The following is an 18,227-nucleotide window of genomic DNA, read 5'->3' as shown; positions in this document are numbered from 1 at the left end:
TCGCCCACGAGGGTGCTCATCCCTGGAAGGCGTCGAGGTCGAACACCGTCCACTCCGTGAACGGCTCCTCCTGGACGTACACCCGCCGGCCCCGGGACACGAGCCGACGACGGCCGAGCGGGCCGCCGTCGGGGCGGACGAGCCGGGCCTCCTCGACGGCGACGAAGTCCTCGTGCGTGAGGCGGCCGACCACGAGCCGGTCGTGTGCGCCGCCGTAGCCGCCGACGAAGGCCGCCCGGCCGGCGTGCACGGCCAGTCCCTGCGCTCCCGAGACCTGGTTCGCGCGGGCTCTCGTCCCGCGTCCGGGAGCGATCTCCAGCAGGGCGAAGTCGGTGTAGGCGCAGGCCCATGCCGAACGAGCCCCTACGTTGAGCGCGTAGCAGTCGCTGATCTCACCACCGCCGTGCACCGGGCGGTACGACCACAAGGGCTCCCCGGTCTGGCTCCAGCGCCGCAGACCAGGCCGGGCGAGTTCGTCGTCCCCGTACACGCCCTCGTCGAAGTGACCCACCCACAGGTCACCGCTCTCGTCCGTGAGCAGATGCTCCACCGCGTCGCCCACGCGGAACGTCCACGAGGGGCGTCCCAGTGCGTCGAGGACCTGCACCTGCTCGTCGCCGGGGCGGCTGCGGGCGTCCGCGACCACGAACCCGCCGTCCGGGAGTGCGTCGAGCAGCGGGAACCGGGCGCGCAGCGGACCCAGCCGGGTCTCGTGGGGCCGGCCGTCCTCGACCGTGACGACCACGGCGTCGTACGGCTTGGCGCGACGCCCGGAGGGCGGTTCGCCGGACAGCAGCCAGTGGGCGCGACCGAAGGCGTCGACCGTACTGTGCAGGACGCTCAGGTCCCGGTGGGCGCGGGGAAGCCGGGCGTAGGGAGCCGGCGGGGTGGCCGGGCGGTCAGGCGTCATGGGCCTTTCTCATGGTCATGAGGCGATCCTCGGCCCGTCGCGGGCACGGGCGCAACCGGATTCGCGCGTGGCGACGCGTCCGGGCCCCGGTCGGGCGGATCGACATGGGGCGCGGGGGCGTTGGGCGCTTTGGACCGAGCGGCCACAGGCGTGTCGGGCACTTCGCCTCAGGCAGCTCCGCCTCGCGGCCGAGGCCGATTCGGGTGTGCTGTGGGGAGTCCGGAGTCCGGACGCGAGCCGATCCGAGTGATCGCGGAGCGCTCGCACCGAGTCGCGGCGGCGCGGTTATCCTGATCCGCAACCGCCGAGGAGGTGCCCAGAGGTGACCGGGACAGCGTCGCGCCCCACGCTGGAGGCCGTGGCCGAGCGGGCCGGGGTCTCCCGGGCCACCGTGTCACGCGTCGTGAACGGCGGTGACGGCGTGCGGGAGCCGCTCGCCGAGCGGGTGAGACGAGCCGTCGAAGAACTCGGGTACGTGCCGAACCAGGCCGCGCGCAGTCTCGTCACCCGGCGCCACGACGCCGTAGCCGTCGTGATCGCGGAACCGGAGACCAGGGTCTTCGCCGATCCCTTCTTCGCCCTCCAGCTCCGTGGCATCAGCAAGGAGTTGACCGCACACGACTCACAGCTCGTGCTGCTGCTCACCGAGGGCCGCGACGACCACGCTCGGGTCGGCCGCTATCTCGCCGGGGGACATGTCGACGGCGCCCTCGTCTTCTCGCTGCACCTCGACGACCCGCTGCCCGGCCTGATCCACGGCGCGGGCGTGCCCACGGTGTTCGGTGGCCGGCCCGGCTGGGGCGACGGTCCCCGTGACGCCGTGCCCGCCGTGTACGTCGACTGCGACAACCGGGGCGGAGCCCGCGAGGCCGTACGGCACCTCGTCGGCCTCGGGCGCACCCGGATCGCCCACATCACCGGTGCCCTCGACCAGACGTCGGCCGTCGACCGGCTGGACGGGTTCCGCGACGTCATGGCCGACGCCGGTCCGGAGCTCGTCGTGGAGGGCGACTTCACGCCCGCGGGCGGCGAGCGGGCGATGCGTGAACTGCTGGAACGCTGTCCCGACGTCGACGCCGTGTTCGCCGCGAACGACCTGACCGCCGCCGGGGCGTTGCGCGTCCTGCGCGAGCGTGGGCGGCGGGTGCCCGACGACGTGGCCGTGATCGGCTTCGACGACATGCTGGCGGTCGCCGAACAGACGGACCCGCCGCTGACGACGGTCCGTCAGGACATAGAGGGAATGGGCAGGTTGATGGCCCGGCTGCTGCTGCGCCGCATCGACCGCGGTGTCGCAGAGCCCGGCCCGGAGGACTCGTCCGGCGGCGTGGTCCTGCCGACCGCGCTGGTGCGACGGGCCTCCGCGTAGTCCTCGCGCGCATCCGGGCGACGGCCGCCTTCCGCGCCCTGCCGGACGTGGTGCGGCGTGCGGGCACCGCAGATCACCGCGCGGCACCGGTGACGGACCCCGCCACCGCAGGCGTCACCGCCGGTGCGGGCCCAGCTTCCGCAGCACGTCGTCGAGTTGGTCCGCCGTGAGCGGGGGCTCGGGCAGCGGCGCGGAGGCGGGCGAGGCGCGCAGCCCGTCGAGGAGCAGTGCGAGGGGGCGGCGCCACGCGTCCGGTGCCGTCGTCGCCAGCGCGGGGACGGCGCGGCCGAGCGCGGCCAGCGCGACGAGGAGGTCCTCGGTGCCGAGATCGCCGCGCACCGTGCCCTGTTCACGGCCTCGTCGCAGCAGTGCGTCCACCGTCTCCCGGTTGTGGGCGTGGACGGCCTCCAGCGTGGTGACGCCCTCCAGGCCGGTGGTCATCAGGTCGACGGCGCCGCGGTCGGCGGCCAGTCCCGCGAAGACGGATTCCATGTAGCCCACCAGCCCCGCCCAGGCGTCGGCAGCGGTGCGGGCCCGTTCGCCCGCCGCCATGGTGGCGGTGAGGGCGTCCTCGAACACCTCGTCGACGAGCGCCGCGCGACTCGGGAAGTGCCGGTAGAGGGTGGCGTTGCCGACGCCGGCCCGACGGGCGATCACGTCGAGCGGCGCGTCGAGGCCCTGCTCGGCGAAGAGTTCGCGCGCCGCCTCGACGAGCCGCTCCCGATTGCGCCGGGCGTCGCTGCGCCGTGTCGCACCGGGTCCCTTCCCGTCGACGGTCATGACCTCACCCTTCGTAGTACCGGGGAGCACTCCCCGGTACTGATGATATCGTCGAGAGGTGAAGTGGGGAGTGCTCCCCATTTCGGGCCGTGTTCCCTGCTTGAGGAGCACGGCCCGCATGGGGTGGACGAGGAGCGGTGATGGCGGACACGGCACTGGTGCTGGGCGGCGGCGGGGCGGTCGGCGGAGCATGGATGGCCGGTGTGCTCGCCGGACTCGCCGCGGCCGGAGTCGACGTGTCGGGCGCCGACACCGTCATCGGCACCTCCGCGGGCGCCGTCCACGCGGCCCGGCTCACCTCGGGCGTCGGCCCCGGCGAGCTGTACGGGGGGCAGCTCGCCGGAGCCGACCCCGTCGACGTCGGCGTCACCTGGGGACAGACGGCACGCTTCCTGTGGGCGGCGCTGGGTTCGCGCGATCCGCGGCGGTCGGTCCAGCGCCTCGGCAGGGCCGCGCTGACGGCGCGCACCGGCCCCGAGTCGGTGGTCCATGACACGGTGGGCACCCTGCTGGGCGACGTACGGCACTGGCCCGAGCGGGAGTTGAGGATCACGGCGGTCGACGCGCGGACCGGGAGTCTGGAGGTGTTCGACGCCTCCTCGGGACTGACGCTCCTCGACGCGGTCGCGGCGAGCTGCGCGGTGCCCGTGGTCTGGCCGCCGGTCACCGCGGGGGGCCGTCGCTGGATGGACGGCGGCAGCCGTTCGACAGCCAATCTCCACCTCGCCCGTGACCATCGGCGCGTCGTCGCGGTCGCCCCGATTCCGCGGGCGGTGGGCCCGCACCCGAGTGCCGCGCTCCAGGCAACCCAACTGGCGGGGCACGGCGTGCGCGTGAGCCTCCTGGTGCCGGACCGCGCCGCGCGCCGCGCGATGGGTCGCAACATGCTCGACGACTCCCGCCGCCCGGCCGCCGCCCGCGCCGGGCATGCCCAGGCCGTCGCACTCGCCGAATCCGTCGCCGAGGTGTGGTCCGGCTGACGTCGGTGGGTCGGTGGGTCGGTGGGTCGGTGGGTCGGTGGGTCGGTGGGTCGGTGGGTCGGTGGGTCGGTGGCCCCTCCGGGGCCGACCCGTCAGGCCCGGAGAGTCGTCGATGCGTCGGGCCCCGACGAACCCGCTCGCGGCACGCCGGAGCCGCCGGGGCCCGCCGGGATTCCCGACGCGGCCGTCACGTCTGCTGCGGAGCGCTCTTGATCACCGCGAAGCGTGCCCCGTACGGGTCCGCCAGCTTGGCCATGCGGCCCACGCCCTCCATGTCCGTCGCGGGCATGCGCACCTTGCCGCCGAGCTCCTGGGCCCTGCTCACCACGGCGTCCGTGTCCTCGACCTCGAAGTACGGCAGCCAGTACGCGCCGGACTCCGCCTCGGTGGGATCGTCGGCCAGCGGCATCATGCCACCGAACATCGCCTCCTCCTCGGTGCCCGCGGGGTTGATGCAGGTGTAGACGCCGCCCGGGTACGGCATCGCCGAGGTCTCCCATCCGAAGACCGAGTTGTAGAACGCGGCGGCGGCCGCGATGTCCGGCGTGTACAGCTCGACCCAGCACAGCGAGCCCGGATCGCCGGCCAGGTCGAGCCCCTTGGTCCGGGCCGGCTGCCAGAGGCCGAACGGCACGCCCGCCTTGTCGGCGAGGATCGCCATGTGGCCCTCGCCCATCACGTCCATGGGCTGCACGAGCACGGCGCCCTTGGACTGCTCGGCCGTCTTGGCCGTGGCCTCCGCGTCGGGGGTCTGGAAATAGACGGTCCAGGAGGGCGGGCCCTGTTCCGCGGTGGTCTGCATGCCGCCGGCCACGGTCTTCCCGTCGAGCTGGAAGAAGCCGTAGCCCCCGGCATCGGGCCCCGCCGACTGGAACCGCCAGCCGAAGAGGCCCTCGTAGAAGGAGATGGCGCCGTCGATGTCGGATGTGCCGACATCCAGCCAGTTCGGGGCGCCGGTGACGAAACGGGTGGTGAGCATCATGCCCTCCTTTGAGGGGTCCCGTTGCCTGCTCTGCCGAGTCTGGCACCGCCCACTGACAATCGCCGCCGGGACGCGCACGCCGGGCTCCGGGCGGCTCGCTCCAGCGCCGTGGAAGGCCCCTCGAAGTTCGTGCGGCCCACCGCCGGCCCCGCGCGCCGCCGTGCTCCTCGCGCCGTACGGGGCCATCATCGGAGGCCGCCGGGCGCCTTGGAACGCGTCGTTGATCCCGCGTTGATCGAACGTTTTTCGTCCCGCGGCACGATCATGCCCATGCACTTGGAAACGATCACCGCGGCCGACCTGGACTGGCAGGAGCAGGCCCTGTGCGCGCAGACCGGGGCCGACTTCTTCTTTCCCGAACCGGGCAGCTCGGTGCGCGAGGCGAAGCGCATCTGCGCGATGTGCGAGATGCGCCCCGCGTGCCTCGACTACGCGCTCAGCAACGACGAACGCTTCGGTGTCTGGGGAGGCCTCTCCGAGAAGGAGCGCCTCGGGCTCCGGCGCAACCGGGAGTGAACCGCGCCCCGTCCGTCGTGCGGACGCGCTCCCCGGTGCGCCGCCACTACGGTCGTTGCGCCTCCTCTTGTGAGACGCCGCTCCGCCCGGGCGTGATCAGAGGCCGGCCGCCAGCCGTTCGGCGTCCGTCAGCGGGGGAGCGTCCAACAGCGGCTCCTTCCGGCCGAGGAGGACACGGAAGAGCATGTCGGGGGCGAGGAGACGGGCCGGAGGCCGCTCCATGCTCATCACGTCGAGAAGCGCCCGCAGGGCGTGCGGGTTGCGTGCGCCGGCATCCACGGCGCGGTCGATGAAGGCAGCGGCCAAGCGCTCCGCCCTGCTGGGCGGCTCGTCGGTGGCGCCCGGGTAGAAGGCGTCCTGGCCCACGGCCAGATCCCACGCCTGACCCACGGGGCGTGCGGCACTGCGCTGAATCCGTCGTGCCGTCCCCGCGGCGGCCAGGTCGTGGTCCGCCAGCACCTGCCGGAGCGCGACGACGCTCTGCGCCGCGGCCGTCAGACCGTGCCCGTAGACGGGGTTGTACCCGGCGACGGCGTCCCCGAGCACGGCGAAGCCGGCCGGCCAGACCGGCATCTTCTCGAAGTAGCGCCGCCTGTTGGCCGTGCTCCGCGTGGTGACCACGTCGGAGAGGGGCTCGGCCTTCGCGAGGAGATCGCCGATGACGGGATGGGCCAGCAACTGGGCGAAGGCGACGAACTCCTCGGCGTCACGGCTGGGTTGGCCTCCCCTGGTGCCCGCCAGGGTGACGAGCCACTGGCCGTCCTCGATGGGCAGGATGATGCCGCCGCGGCCCGGCGGCCGCGTGGGGTCCGCCTGGACGTTGACGATGGGGAAGTCGTCCCCGGCGGCGGCCGGAGCCCGGTAGATCCGGCTCGCGTAGCCGACTCCGGCGTCGACGACCTTCTCCCGTACGGGCGGGAGACCGAGTTCCGTGAGCCAGGCCGGTGCGCGGCTGCCCCTGCCGCTCGCGTCGACGACCAGGTCCGCCGTGAGGGTCTCCTCGTGTCCGGGACCCCGTACGCGCGCCCCGGTCACGCGGTCGGCGCTGCCTTCGAGGCCGACGAGTTCGGTCCGTTCGCGCACGGTGAGCCCGGGCCGTCGGAGCACGGCGGCGCGGATCGTGGCGTCGAGCAGGTCCCGGCTGCACACGATGTTGACGTGGTGGGAGTTGCCGAACCGCCGGAACCACTGGCCGGAGGGCGCCTTGCTGACCATGCCGGACATGATCGGTACGCGCCGGGCGCCGCGGGCGATCAACTCCCCGGTGACGCCGGGCAGGAGGTCCTCCAGGGCCCGCACGCCGCCGGACCACAGCACATGGGCGTGCCGGGCCTGCGGAAGTCCCTTGCGCGGAGCGGGCTGTTCGGGCAGGACGTCGGTCTCGACGACCGTGACGTGCGCGAGGTCGGAGAGCACGGCGGCGGCGAGCATGCCGGTCGTCCCTCCTCCGATCACGAGCGCGGACGGCCGTGGACCGGACGTTCTCTCAGGCATTGGCGGAAGCACCCTCTCTGTCGGCCGTTCGGCCGTGAAGGCCCCTGGAAGGCAGTAAACGCCAGCAGGGGCGCAGGAGTTCGGAATGGTGCGGATGATGTCCGTCACGGTGACGGCCGTCGCGGGCGGAAGCGGGCGGACATCGCGCCGGCGGCAGGAGAGCCCGGGCGTGGCGGGCGGGGGAGGGGGTGCCGTCTCCGTGCCGTGCCGTCTCTCGCACGGCCGCGCCCGGGTACGGGAGGGTGTCGGATGTGCCGTCGTCTGCTCGGGCCATCGTCACCAGTCCCTTCGGTCCGTACCCGGCTCATGATCAGGCCGGAGAGGCCGTGCGCACATCGGGACGACCGACACCACGCGCACTTGTGGCTTTCCCGCGGGGCGCCATCGGGGCATTCGATGACGAACCGGTCTAGCCCCCTGGAGCCGCGTCGAGTCGACCGAGGCACCCGGCCCTTCCGCCGGATGTGCCAGGTCCCCCGCGCGGTCAGTCGGCGCGGACGGGGCCGACCGGATCGAGGAGCCGGCTCTCCGCCGCCGTCAGAGGCGGGCCCGCCAGGGGCCGTCGAAGCGGTCCGCAGGCGAGGGCGAACAGCATGTCGGGCCCACAGCAGACGCGTCGTGCCGGCCTCCATGGTCGTCACCTGCGTGAGCGTGTTCGCGACGTTCGAGGAGGCCGCGGCCGTCCTGGCCAGGCGCCCGGAGAGCCGGCTGATCATCCGGTCCGCCGGTGTGGGGCCTGCTCGGAGGCCCCCGGGTGGAAGACGTCGAGTGCCGTGGCGCTCGCCCAGGACGCGTCCGCCGGGCGTGCGACGGCGCGCTGCACACGCCGCCCCAGCCAGGTGCCGAAGACCCCGGACCGCCGCATGTCGTCGCGCAGCAGGCACGCCGCCGGCGCGGCGACGGACATCCCCTGCCCGTACACCGGGTTGTGGGTGGCGACGGCGTCGCCGAGGAGGACCAGGCCCTCGGGCCACTGCCGGGCCTGTTCGAAGCAGCGGGGCCATTGGCGGTGCCGCGGCTCGTGGACACCTCCGTGAGCGGTGTGGCCCACTCGATCTGCCGGCCGACCAGGGGGTGGCGCAGTCGCAGCGCGAAGGGCACGAAGTCCTCGGCGCGGGAGGTGGGTTCACCGCCCTGCGTGCCGTTGAGGCTGACGAGCCGGCGTCCGTCCTCGATGGGGACGAGGGCGGCCGCCTGTCCCGGGGCCGTGCCGTGGCCCGCCCGGACATTGACGACCGGGCAGCCGTCGGCATGGTCGGGTGCCCGGAAGACGCGGTTGCCGCGAGCATGCCGGTCAGGCCTCCGCCGATCACGGTGGCACGACGCACATCGTCCACTCCCTTGGCCGGGTCGGTCATGGGCCGTGCCGGGCGGTGCGGCGCGACGGACCCGCCGCGTCTCCTTCAGTGAGCGGACCTTGAGGGCCAGGAGCAGAACGACGAGCAGCACGCCAGGGACGCGGACCAGCACGCCGCTGTCCACCGCCTACCGGCCCTCCGGGGTGAAGGCCGGGCGGTCCGGGCCCAGGACGCCGGGCGTCGGCGGGACGCCCGGCACCGGCAAGTCGTCCGGCTCGGACGGGACACCGGAGCGAGGCGGGTCGGACAGGACACCGGTACCGGATGGGTCGTGCCGATTCCTGAGGTCATGTGGGGGACTTCTCGCCATCCTTGACGGAGAGGGGTGACGACTTCGCGGCGTCGGAACGCACCGCCGCGACGACGGGTGAGGTCCGCAGCGTGCGCGAGACGCCCAGCAGGGACGCGCGCACCGCCGCGACGGCGGAGTCGCCGGGGACGAGCGGGGTCTCCGCGCGGTCGATGCGGGTGGCCTGGGCCGCCGCCGAGACCATGGCGGCGAGGCCCACGAGATCGGCTTCCGCCCGGCTGCTCCCGGCGGCCTCGGCGGTCGACCGCGCGCACGCCCGGACCGCGTCGTCGAGGTGGGGCCGTACGAGGCTCAGCCCGTCCTGGATGCCCGCCTCACGCCGTGTCAGGTGCACGTGCGGAGAGGCGTACCAGGGGATGGGCGCGGCGAGCGACGAGCGGGGCGAAGCGCTGCTGAGTTCGCTCCACAGCGGCCCGAGCCGGCGGTACGCGGCGAGGGCACGTCCGACCGCCGCCGTCCTGGGCCCGATCAGCGGCAGCAGGAACCCGACGGTGGCGCAGGGCGCGGCCAGAGCCGAGAAGAGCGGGGAGAGAGTGGTGCTGAGCATGTCCCAGTCCTGGCCGCTCCAGTGGGCGGCCACCGCCGCGAGCTTGAGCGAGCTGAACGAGAGGTTCAGCAGCCAGCCGAGACACAGGGTCCACAGGCCCGCGCGCAGCCACCCGTGGACCTGGAGGGCCCAGCGCCAGCACAGCACGGTGGTGACGAGGGCGGCGGTCATGTGCGCCAGCAGGTACAGCAGGATCATCTCGCCGATGAACGGCGCCGACGCGTAGTACGTGTCGAAGTCGGTACGGCGTTCCACCGGGGCGTCGCCGAGCAGGAACAGGGCGACCAGAGCGGTGATGACCAGCATGTAGCCGATCCGCCAGCGCCGGGAGACGCGTTGGACGTACTCGGGCGGACCACCGCGCCAGTGGACGATGAGCAGCAGGCAGGAGGCGCTGAACGCGCTGATGATGACGTACACCAGCAGGCTGGAGGCGTTCGGCACACCGCTGATGCGGTTCACGGCGGCGATGGTCGGGGGAGCCGCGAAGACGAAACCGGCGCCGCCCAGTGCGATGACCAGGCAGACGGTCCGTACGAGCGGGTCGCGCCAGGCCTTCAGCAGCGCCGGGAGCTTGACGGCCAGGCACAGCCACAGAGCGGCTGCCGGTATGTAGTAGTCCGAGGAGTCCACGGCTCAGACCTTCCGGCGCCGGTTGCCCAGTGATGCGCTGATGCGCCCGGCGATCTCACCGCGGTCGGGGGGCGTGCCGTCGGGCTCTCCCTCCAGCCAGACGCGGAACCGGGTGACCGCCAGCAGCCCGAACTTCTCCGCGGCGGCTTCCTCGCGGTGGTCGAACTCGGTGCGCGCCGCCACCCTGCGCACCGTCTCGTCGAGCCGGGGCAGGTCGGCGCGCGCCGGGAGGAGTCCGCCGGCCACGGTCCCGCCCGGGACGTGATGGCCGCAGGCGCCGTCCAGCATGTGCCAGACCTCGTGGAAGAAGATGGCCAGCCTGTGCAGCGGGGTGGCCCGCTTGTCGACCACGATGACGTCCCGGTCCGGCAGGTCGAGCCACAGGCCGCTGGCCGTGCGGTACGGGAACTCCTCCTGGAGGAGCACGAGTTCCCGGCCCGTCCGCCTGCTCACCAGATCGACCAGGGCGACGAACAGATCATCCGGCTCCGCCGGCACCGGCAGACCGAGGTCGTCGACGAGCCCGTCGATGAGGCGACGCATGACCTTCGCTTTGCGCACTGTCCTCCCCAAGAACCTCACGTGCGGGCACTCCTCGGCGACGTGCCGGAGTTCCTCGCGCTGTGCCTGCCGACGTCCGCAGAACTGTGCACACCGATGACGGCCCCACCCCTGACGCCCGTCGCGTCAGCTTATGGCCGACGCCCACGGCCGGCGGGCCCGAGGGCGGTCAGCCAGCAGGCTATGCCACATCCGACCTCACTCTGCAGGGGAATTGGCCCGAAGGGAACATCCTGGGGGGTACCGTGATGGTGATCAAAACTGACAAAAGCTGACCCATGCGACGAGGGGACGGGTGGCCCGCTGGCTGAATCCTGTCGTGCCGCCCCGGTGCACGGGACAGCGTCGGGAAGACAGCCCGGAGCCTGTGCGGCCGTCCTCGGACGCGTTCAAAAGGGCACGGCACGGCGCCGGGCCCGCGGGGCGGACAAGCGCGCTCACAGGTGTGCTGTCCGGGCGCCGCTGTGGTTAGGATCCGGAGGGCGCGCCCGGACGTCGAGCAGAGGCAGACTCGCCGCCTTGGCAAGGCGGATACGCCGGTTCGAATCCGGTCGTCCGGGCGACGTCCTCCGCCATGGGCCGCCGCGCCGGGCCCGCGGACACGACCGGGGACGGGGCAGTCCCCGGAAGGGGACGAGCGCGCACGGGGTCCTGTAGAGCAGAGGCAGACTCGCCGCCTTGCCAAGGCGGATACGCCGGTTCGAATCCGGCCGGGACCACACGGAACACGCAGGACACGCGGGGCGGGAGCACATGGGCGGCGGGATCACCGACGAGGAACTGGCGGCGTTCCACCGCACCGTCGGGCGGCTGCGCGCGCTGCCCGTCGACGATCCGGTGCGGCTGCGGGCCGAACAGGTCGCCGCCTCCTTCGCCCGTGACGGCCGCACCCGGCGACGGAAGGCGCGCGGCGCCGAACTGTCCGCCGCCGACGCCGCCGCGATGGCCGCCACCGCGACGGGCGCGCTCGACCGCAGGGAGGACGCGCCGCTCATCACGGACGGCTCGGCCGGTGTCTTCGTCCGGCCCCGTGCCTGCTACGTCTGCAAGACGTCCTATCGACAGGTCGACTCCTTCTACCACCGGCTCTGCCCGGACTGCGCCCTCGACAACACCGCCCGGCGCGCGCTCGGCACCGACCTGAGCGGCCGTCGTGCCCTGCTCACCGGAGGCAGGGTGAAGATCGGCTTCCAGTTGGCCCTGATGATGCTGCGCGACGGAGCCGAACTCCTGGTCACCAGCCGCTTTCCGCATGACACGGTGCGCCGCTTCCGGGCCGAACCGGGCAGCAGCGCATGGTTCGACCGGCTCACCGTGCTGGCCGTCGACCTTCGTGACCCACGACAGGTCCTCGGCCTGTGCGAACAGCTCGGGCAGGAGGGCGAGCCGCTCGACATCCTGGTGAACAACGCCGCGCAGACGGTACGCCGTCCCCCCGAGTCCTACGCGCTGCTGGCGGCCGGGGAGCACCCCGGGCTGCCCGAGGGCGTCCGCGCGGCACCGGGCTTCACACCGATGGCGGCCCTGGAGGGCGGCCCGTCGGCCCTTCCGGTGATCCTGCGCGAGGCCGACGAGGCCGGGCTCCTTCCCGATCCCTCGCCCGACAACTCCTGGTCCGCGCGGCTGGGCGAACTCGATCCGGCCGAGGTCCTGGAGACGCAACTGGTCAACGCGCTCGCCCCGGCGCTGCTCTGCGACCGGCTGCTGCCCCTGCTGCTCGCCTCGCCGCACCCCCGCCGCTACGTCGTCAACGTGACCGCCGTCGAGGGCCGTTTCGCCGTCCGCAACAAGACGGCGGGCCATCCGCACACGAACATGGCGAAGGCTGCCCTGAACATGCTCACCCGCACCAGCGCCGCCGAACTGGCCGAGCAGGGCGTGCACATGTGCGCCGTGGACACCGGCTGGATCACCGACGAGAACCCCGCCCCCAAGAAGGAACGCATGGCGGGGGCGGGCTTCCGTACACCGCTGGACATCGTGGACGGCGCGGCCCGGGTGTACGACCCGATCGTGCGCGGTGAGGCCGGCGCGCCCGTGTCCGGGGTGTTCCTGAAGGACTACCGGGAGGCGGAGTGGTGAGCACCGGCCGGACCGGTGCTCAGCGGCTCATCGACACGAATATCCCCGTCCAGAACCGCTGTTGATCCGCCGTCGCCCCGACCAGGTAGGTGGCGCGCAGCTTCGGCGGCAGGAGCGGCACCAGCCGGGCCACCACCGCGCGGTGCTTCTTCAACTGCGACAGCTCGGCGTTGGCGAGGATCTGGTGGACGACGTCGCTGTCGTCGGCCCCCTCGTCCGAGCGGTCCGCCGCGCGGCGCAGCCGGGCCTCCCAGGCGTCCGCCTCGCGCGCGAGCTCCCGCAGACCGGTCACCGGGCGTCCGCGCAGCCGGTCCACGAGCGCCGTCAGCGGCACGGGCGCGTACTCGCCGTCGCCGAGGTAGACCGTCGCCATCTCCAACGGCAGTCCGTGCCGGTGCAGTTTGACGAGCCGCTCCAGGGTCCGCTTGGTGATCCAGGCGCGGCCTTCGTCGTCGATGTCGTGCTTCCACCACTCCAGGACGGTCTCGGCGTCGGCGCCGTAGCGGGCGAGCAGCCACTCGTTGGCCGGGATGTCCTCGGGCTCCACCGTCAGCGAGACCGTGAACCGGCTCGCCTGCGCGATGTTGTTGCGGGAGACCAGGAGCTTGCGGCCCAGGTGGTACGGCGGATTCTGGACCGCGATCTGGGCCCGCAGATTCTCGATCCGGCGCCCCGCGAGCGACCACTCCTGGGTGATCTCCATCAGCTTGGCGAACGCCGCCTTGTCCTTGGGGCGGTTGTATTCGTCCCAGACGACGGCCTTCGGCTCGGGACCGGTGAAGTTCGCGGCGAGGAGGCTGTCCAGGGTGCCGTCCGCGGACGGCACCGGCGCGCACAGGTCCTCGACATTGGTCACGGGCAGGGAGAAGTACAGCGGCTCCCGGCCCAGCCCCTCGCGCACCGTCTCCCGGACGAGCTCCGTCTTGCCGCAGCCCGGCGGGCCCTGGAGCAGCACGGTCCAGCGGTTGCGCAGCGCCGCCCGCACCACCTGACGCACGGGGTCGGGGAGCGTGGACGGGTTGGACACACCGACGTACTCGGCGATCCGGTTCAGGATCTCCGCCGTGCGGTTCTGGCCCGGGGTGCCGTCGGCGCGCGGCTCGACGAGGCGCAGCCGCTCGCCCCCCACCAGCGGCAGGGCCCAGCGGAGCGGGAACCCCTCCTCGGCACAGGCCAGGACGTGGTCCAGGGTGCGCGGCGACAGCGATTCCCGCAGCGCGGGGGACAAGGACGCCCAGAGGGAGAAGACCGGAGCCAGGTCCCAGGCCCGGTACTTGGCCGCGAGATGGCGCCGCCACGACGTGTCGTTCGCGGTGATCCGCATGGTGACCATGCGGTCCAGCAGCGCGAGGTCGCTGCGCCGCGCCGAAGTCTCCGCCAGCGATTCGTTGTCCGTGAGGAAGACGCCGACGCAGCCCAGGGCACGCAGATCGTGCTCGCCGAGCGTCCAGTTGCAGGCGATCTGCATCAGCTGCGACTGGATCGTCTCACCGGCCTGGAGCGAGTCGTCGATGAGCAGCACGAAAGGTGTGCCGGGCTTGAGCTGGCTCATCACCAGCTGCCGCAGCACCAGTTCGCCGGTGTGCGGGTCCCGCACCGGCGCGTTGACGAGGAGGTCGTCCGGGGTGAGGTTCGCCGCGGGCACGTAGACCAGCGTCGCGTCCGGGTGGGCGCGCGCGATGTGCGAGAAGAAGGTCGCCGTCTTCCCGATGCCGTGCTCGCCGAAGATCTGGCCCGTCTGCCCCATGTCGATCATCGCGTCGATGAACGCCTCCAGGCGCGAGGGCGAGGGCGAGGATGAGGGCGAGGATGAGGGTGAAGGCGTGGGCGCGGGCACGCCGGGGTCCGCGGGAGCCGGCACGGCCGAGCGCGCGGGCACGGTGCGGTCGGTGGAGCCGGGGTCGGGATTGGTGGCGGTCGTCATCAGTCCTGGTCCTGTGCTGGTGGGTTACCACGATCCGGTCGTGACGCGATGGCAGGCCATCGCGGGGGTGTGGCTGTCCGGCCACTCGCTGCCGCCCTCGGTGATCAGCCAGATCCACTTGTCGGGCTCGGCGGGCGTGATCGGCGGCGCGTACCCGTCGGTCAGCATCACCACGGCGTCCGGGCGGTCCTCGAAGCGCCGTCCGCCGACCTCGGTGCGGCCCTCCACGTAGTCCACGACGGCCTGGAAGCTGGTGCCGCCTCCGCCGTGCACGCGGCCGCCCGGCTCGAAGGGCATGACCACCGCGTCGAAGGACAGCCAGTACGCCTCGACCCCGTCGATCCTGCCGACGAGGTCGGTGAGCCACTCGACCACGCGGTCGGGCATGGAGCCCGACGTGTCGTAGGCGATGACGAGCACCTTGTCGCGGACCGGCCCGCGCCGCGACAGCATCGGGTCCTGACCGAGCGCGGCGAGCAGCGCACCGCGCTTCTTCGGGTACACCAGCCGCTCGCCGTCGCGGAGTCTGGAGCCGAGCACGTCGACCAGCCAGCGCTGCCACCAGTCGATCTTCCGTGTCGCGACGGTCTCGCCGCGCAGCACACCGGCGCCGAGTCGCCCCCAGATCCTCGCGGTCCGCGCCGAGCCGTCCTCGGTGCGGCCCATCAGGTCCAGCAGTTCCTGCTCGGCGCCCGCATGACCGCGGCGCGCCGCGAGCAGCGCGTTGAGCAGTGCCGACGAGGCCACTTCGTCGACGGTCTCCTGGTCGGCGGGCACCGCGCACTCCAGGTGGATGCACGACGACGGTGCCAGGGCGGGCGGTTGCCGCATGCGCTTCAGCTCGCCGTACACCGTCATGTCGGTCCGGGTGAAGTCCTCGTACGAGACCGGCTCCAGCTCCTGCGCGAGCAGGTCCGCCCGGTACGACTCGTGCACCGCGCGCGGGTCGACGCCGGTCGGCCGGCCGTCCAGGAGGGGCAGACCGGGGCTGCCGAGCCGCACCAGCGCCACATGGTTGACCGACACCTCGGTGGCCACCTCGAACACGGGGTCGGCCCGCAGCTCGGGACCGGCGAAGAGATGGCGCTGCATCAGATGGCGGGCCTCGTGGAAGAGGACGAACTTCACGCCGTCCAGGCCGAGCCGGACGAAGAAGTCAGGGTTGTACAGCAGCAGGCACGAGCCGTCCCCGGAGGCCACCACGGCCGCGGTGTCCACCGCCGTCGTGGCCAGCTGGTGGTGGCATTTCGCGTACAGCCAGGAGGCGACCGCCGACTCCGTCAGCCCGAAGTCCAACAGGGCGGCCTCCTTGAGCCGCCGTGCCTCCGCGACGGTCTCGGCGTCGGCCGGCCGGAACCGTTCCAGTGCCCTGCGGTCGGCCAGGTCGACGACCGGCCGCCGCCCGCGCTCTCCGTACGTCATACCCGCCCCCGTGTCCGATCTTCCCCCGTGCCTCCTTGGTACCAGGTCCCGCTGACACAGGGCCAAGGCATTAGGCTCGGCGCCAAGGGCGGGGCCGTAGCGCAGAGGCAGGCGCACTGGTCTCCAAAACCGGAACACGCCGGTTCGAATCCGGCCGCCCCGCCCCCCTTTTCTTAGGCCCGCCGACACCCGCGGCCCACCCGCTCACCCGCCGGTCCGCCCGCGTGTCACGTCCGTCGGGACCCGCCCGGCCGGGCCCGGTTCAGGCGATGGCGCCGGCCATGACGACCAGTTCGGGAACGGTCCCGTGGTAGTTCCCCACCAGCTGCGCCAGGACCGCCCAGGCGTCGTCACGGCCGCCCAGATGGTCCCGCACGAGCGGCCGGAGAGCGTCCTCGGCCTCACGAAGGCGCGTCGGGAACAGCGTCCGGCCCAGGGAGAGCACCCGCAGGACCCGCTCCGCCGGGCGCCACTCGGTCGCGTACCGCGCCGGTCCGTCGATGACACCGGCCTGCTTGAGCCGGTGGGTGAACTTGGCGTGCGAACCGAACCGGGCACGCAACTCCGGCGGGCAGTCGGGACGTACGGAGAGGGCCCAGCGTGTGTAGCCCGGCAGCGGGCGCTCCGCGTCCGCCGTGGCGACCGCCTGCCAGCCGGGGGTGCCGAGGACCATGGAGGCGGCCTGCCTGGCCGGCTTCATCGAGGTGGCCGCGCGCAGCGCGCCGACGAGACCGAACAGGCTGAAGGATTCGGGTACCGGGGGTTCCTTGTCCCGGCTCAACGGCTCGGCCACGCCTACGGCCTGGGTGCGGCCGGGGCCGTGCGGTATCCCGTGCACGATCGCCCGGCGCATCGCGTCGTCCGCCGAGACGTGCCGCCACACGACGGCGTTGAGTTCCGGGTCGTCCTCCTGGAGGACCCACAGCAGCACGGAGGAGGGGACGGGTGTCTGCGTCCACCAGGAGTGGTGGGCGCGCAGCGCGCTGAGGGACCCCCAGCCCGGTGTGGCCTGCGGAGTGGCGGGCTGCGGGCGGCCGGTCCGTCGCCGCACCCGTGCGGCGTCCTCGTCCTCGATCAGCCCCAGCAGGAACCCGACCCGCCCGTCCGGCGTGCTGTCGTCATGCATGGCCGCATGATGCCCGAGGCACGCACGCGTCCGCACCGGAAAAAGTACGGCTCACGGCCGTGCCGGGGCACGGCCGTGAGCCAGGAGTCCGCGGGAGCGGAAGGCGTCAGCCCGCTGCCCGGGCCGCCATGCGGGCCTTGCGGGCGGCGAGCTTCTCGTCGAACTTCGCGGCCTCCGCGTCAAGGCCGCCCAGGAAGAAGCCGAGCTCCTCCTGGGCCTGCAGGCCCTCGGGGCCGAGGCCGTCGATCTCCAGGACCTTCAGGTGGCGCAGCACGGGCTGGAGCACGTCGTCGTGGTGGATGCGCAGGTTGTAGACCTCGCCGATGGCCATCTGGGCGGCGGCGCGCTCGAAGCCGGGCATGCCGTGACCGGGCATCCGGAAGTTGACGACGACGTCGCGCACGGCCTGCATGGTCAGGTCGGGGGCCAGCTGGAACGCGGCCTTCAGCAGGTTGCGGTAGAAGACCATGTGCAGGTTCTCGTCCGTCGCGATGCGCGCGAGCATGCGGTCGCAGACGGGGTCGCCCGACTGGTGACCGGTGTTGCGGTGCGAGATGCGGGTCGCCAGCTCCTGGAAGGCGACGTACGCGACGGAGTGCAGCATCGAGTGGCGGTTGTCCGACTCGAAGCCCTCGCTCATGTGCGCCATGCGGAACGCCTCGAGCTTGTCGGGGTCGACGGCGCGCGAGGCGAGCAGGTAGTCGCGCATCACGATGCCGTGCCGGCCCTCCTCGGCCGTCCAGCGGTGCACCCAGGTGCCCCAGGCGCCGTCGCGGCCGAAGAGCGTGGCGATCTCGTGGTGGTAGCTCGGCAGGTTGTCCTCGGTGAGGAGGTTGACGACGAGGGCGATCCTGCCGATCTCGGTGACCTTGGACTGCTCCTTGTCCCAGGCCTCGCCGTCCTCGAAGATGCCGGGGAAGTTACGGGCGTCGCTGAAGGGCACGTACTCGTGCGGCATCCAGTCCTTGGCCACCTTGAGGTGGCGGTTGAGCTCGGTTTCGACCACTTCCTCCAGCGCGTACAGCAGGCGGGCGTCGGTCCAGGCGGCCGACGGGCTTGCGAGGTGGGGAGAAGTGATCGTCACGGGTGCTCCAGGGGGACGTGTACAACGAGCGGGGACGGAACCTACGGCATCGTAGGCTACGACTCCGTAGGTTACGAAGCCGTAGGTTAAGTTCGTCGTAAAGACCGCTGATCAGCGGGGGTACCCCCGAGGGGTGGACGCTCCTCGGC

Annotated in this window: 15 protein-coding genes and 3 tRNA genes; 7 read left to right on the top strand and 11 right to left on the bottom strand. The window is 72.6% G+C overall.

Annotation, left to right across the window (positions count from 1 at the left end):
• Window positions 1-16: 16 nt before the first annotated feature.
• Window positions 17-910: an SH2 domain-containing protein gene (locus ACZ4IF_RS07720; protein ID WP_467560521.1), complete on the bottom strand. Its 894-nt coding sequence runs from the start codon at window positions 908-910 to the stop codon at window positions 17-19.
• A gap of 322 nt (window positions 911-1,232) precedes the next feature.
• On the opposite strand from ACZ4IF_RS07720, the gene ACZ4IF_RS07715 reads away from it, so the two are divergent.
• Entirely contained in the window at window positions 1,233-2,279 is a 1,047-nt protein-coding gene (locus tag ACZ4IF_RS07715) for a LacI family DNA-binding transcriptional regulator (protein ID WP_467560519.1), read from the top strand.
• 114 nt (window positions 2,280-2,393) lie between these two features.
• Here the strand turns inward: ACZ4IF_RS07715 and ACZ4IF_RS07710 are convergent, their stop codons facing one another.
• Entirely contained in the window at window positions 2,394-3,059 is a 666-nt protein-coding gene (locus tag ACZ4IF_RS07710; protein WP_467560517.1) for a TetR/AcrR family transcriptional regulator, read from the bottom strand.
• 140 nt (window positions 3,060-3,199) lie between these two features.
• Here ACZ4IF_RS07710 and ACZ4IF_RS07705 point away from each other — a divergent pair, with 140 nt between their 5' ends.
• The gene (locus ACZ4IF_RS07705) at window positions 3,200-4,039 is read left to right on the top strand and encodes a patatin-like phospholipase family protein (protein ID WP_467560515.1); all 840 of its coding nucleotides are present in this window, start codon (window positions 3,200-3,202) and stop codon (window positions 4,037-4,039) included.
• 187 nt (window positions 4,040-4,226) lie between these two features.
• Here the strand turns inward: ACZ4IF_RS07705 and ACZ4IF_RS07700 are convergent, their stop codons facing one another.
• Window positions 4,227-5,018: a VOC family protein gene (locus ACZ4IF_RS07700; protein ID WP_467560513.1), complete on the bottom strand. Its 792-nt coding sequence runs from the start codon at window positions 5,016-5,018 to the stop codon at window positions 4,227-4,229.
• A gap of 273 nt (window positions 5,019-5,291) precedes the next feature.
• On the opposite strand from ACZ4IF_RS07700, the gene ACZ4IF_RS07695 reads away from it, so the two are divergent.
• Entirely contained in the window at window positions 5,292-5,537 is a 246-nt protein-coding gene (locus tag ACZ4IF_RS07695; RefSeq protein ID WP_359488144.1) for a WhiB family transcriptional regulator, read from the top strand.
• Between the two features lie 96 nt (window positions 5,538-5,633).
• Here ACZ4IF_RS07695 and ACZ4IF_RS07690 read toward each other — a convergent pair whose 3' ends face one another.
• The 4 genes from ACZ4IF_RS07690 to ACZ4IF_RS07675 all read right to left on the bottom strand — a co-directional run bounded on the left by ACZ4IF_RS07690 (window position 5,634) and on the right by ACZ4IF_RS07675 (window position 10,440).
• The gene (locus tag ACZ4IF_RS07690; protein WP_467560511.1) at window positions 5,634-7,031 is read right to left on the bottom strand and encodes an FAD-dependent oxidoreductase; all 1,398 of its coding nucleotides are present in this window, start codon (window positions 7,029-7,031) and stop codon (window positions 5,634-5,636) included.
• A 712-nt stretch (window positions 7,032-7,743) separates the two neighbouring features.
• Window positions 7,744-8,082, bottom strand: a complete 339-nt coding sequence (locus ACZ4IF_RS07685; RefSeq protein ID WP_467560509.1) for a hypothetical protein — start codon at window positions 8,080-8,082, stop codon at window positions 7,744-7,746.
• Between the two features lie 594 nt (window positions 8,083-8,676).
• Window positions 8,677-9,879: an MAB_1171c family putative transporter gene (locus tag ACZ4IF_RS07680; protein WP_467560507.1), complete on the bottom strand. Its 1,203-nt coding sequence runs from the start codon at window positions 9,877-9,879 to the stop codon at window positions 8,677-8,679.
• 3 nt (window positions 9,880-9,882) lie between these two features.
• On the bottom strand, window positions 9,883-10,440 hold the full coding sequence (locus tag ACZ4IF_RS07675; protein WP_467560505.1) for a toxin-antitoxin system, toxin component: 558 nt from the start codon (window positions 10,438-10,440) through the stop codon (window positions 9,883-9,885).
• A gap of 488 nt (window positions 10,441-10,928) precedes the next feature.
• Between ACZ4IF_RS07675 and ACZ4IF_RS07670 the strand changes: the two genes are divergently transcribed.
• The 3 genes from ACZ4IF_RS07670 (at window position 10,929) to ACZ4IF_RS07660 (ending at window position 12,522) form a co-directional block, all read left to right on the top strand.
• A tRNA-Ala gene (locus ACZ4IF_RS07670) sits at window positions 10,929-11,000 on the top strand.
• Between the two features lie 87 nt (window positions 11,001-11,087).
• Window positions 11,088-11,159 (top strand) — tRNA-Gly (locus ACZ4IF_RS07665).
• Between the two features lie 34 nt (window positions 11,160-11,193).
• Window positions 11,194-12,522, top strand: a complete 1,329-nt coding sequence (locus tag ACZ4IF_RS07660; RefSeq protein WP_467560503.1) for an SDR family oxidoreductase — start codon at window positions 11,194-11,196, stop codon at window positions 12,520-12,522.
• Window positions 12,523-12,541: 19 nt separating this feature from the next.
• Here ACZ4IF_RS07660 and ACZ4IF_RS07655 read toward each other — a convergent pair whose 3' ends face one another.
• A complete protein-coding gene (locus ACZ4IF_RS07655; protein WP_467561107.1) occupies window positions 12,542-14,278 on the bottom strand; it encodes an AAA family ATPase in 1,737 nt (578 codons plus the stop codon).
• A gap of 192 nt (window positions 14,279-14,470) precedes the next feature.
• On the bottom strand, window positions 14,471-15,868 hold the full coding sequence (locus ACZ4IF_RS07650; protein ID WP_467560501.1) for a DUF2201 family putative metallopeptidase: 1,398 nt from the start codon (window positions 15,866-15,868) through the stop codon (window positions 14,471-14,473).
• Between the two features lie 88 nt (window positions 15,869-15,956).
• Here ACZ4IF_RS07650 and ACZ4IF_RS07645 point away from each other — a divergent pair.
• Window positions 15,957-16,032 (top strand) — tRNA-Trp (locus ACZ4IF_RS07645).
• 98 nt (window positions 16,033-16,130) lie between these two features.
• Here ACZ4IF_RS07645 and ACZ4IF_RS07640 read toward each other — a convergent pair.
• A complete protein-coding gene (locus ACZ4IF_RS07640) occupies window positions 16,131-16,994 on the bottom strand; it encodes a hypothetical protein (RefSeq protein ID WP_467560499.1) in 864 nt (287 codons plus the stop codon).
• Between the two features lie 106 nt (window positions 16,995-17,100).
• Window positions 17,101-18,078, bottom strand: a complete 978-nt coding sequence (locus tag ACZ4IF_RS07635; protein ID WP_467560497.1) for an acyl-ACP desaturase — start codon at window positions 18,076-18,078, stop codon at window positions 17,101-17,103.
• Between the last annotated feature and the right edge of the window lie 149 nt (window positions 18,079-18,227).

The organism is Streptomyces sp. NPDC025784 (assembly GCF_055558435.1).
Note: the sequence above shows the minus strand (reverse complement) of the source record. Positions and strands in the feature narration are given on the sequence as shown.

Coding starts and splice junctions, on each gene's coding strand:
- ACZ4IF_RS07650 (WP_467560501.1), bottom strand. CDS start 15,868: ATGACGTACGGAGAGCGCGGGCGGCGGCCGGTCGTCGACCTGGCCGAC.
- ACZ4IF_RS07705 (WP_467560515.1), top strand. CDS start 3,200: ATGGCGGACACGGCACTGGTGCTGGGCGGCGGCGGGGCGGTCGGCGGA.
- ACZ4IF_RS07655 (WP_467561107.1), bottom strand. CDS start 14,278: ATGATCGACATGGGGCAGACGGGCCAGATCTTCGGCGAGCACGGCATC.
- ACZ4IF_RS07640 (WP_467560499.1), bottom strand. CDS start 16,994: ATGCATGACGACAGCACGCCGGACGGGCGGGTCGGGTTCCTGCTGGGG.
- ACZ4IF_RS07695 (WP_359488144.1), top strand. CDS start 5,292: ATGCACTTGGAAACGATCACCGCGGCCGACCTGGACTGGCAGGAGCAG.
- ACZ4IF_RS07700 (WP_467560513.1), bottom strand. CDS start 5,018: ATGCTCACCACCCGTTTCGTCACCGGCGCCCCGAACTGGCTGGATGTC.
- ACZ4IF_RS07660 (WP_467560503.1), top strand. CDS start 11,194: ATGGGCGGCGGGATCACCGACGAGGAACTGGCGGCGTTCCACCGCACC.
- ACZ4IF_RS07720 (WP_467560521.1), bottom strand. CDS start 910: ATGACGCCTGACCGCCCGGCCACCCCGCCGGCTCCCTACGCCCGGCTT.
- ACZ4IF_RS07690 (WP_467560511.1), bottom strand. CDS start 7,031: ATGCCTGAGAGAACGTCCGGTCCACGGCCGTCCGCGCTCGTGATCGGA.
- ACZ4IF_RS07710 (WP_467560517.1), bottom strand. CDS start 3,059: ATGACCGTCGACGGGAAGGGACCCGGTGCGACACGGCGCAGCGACGCC.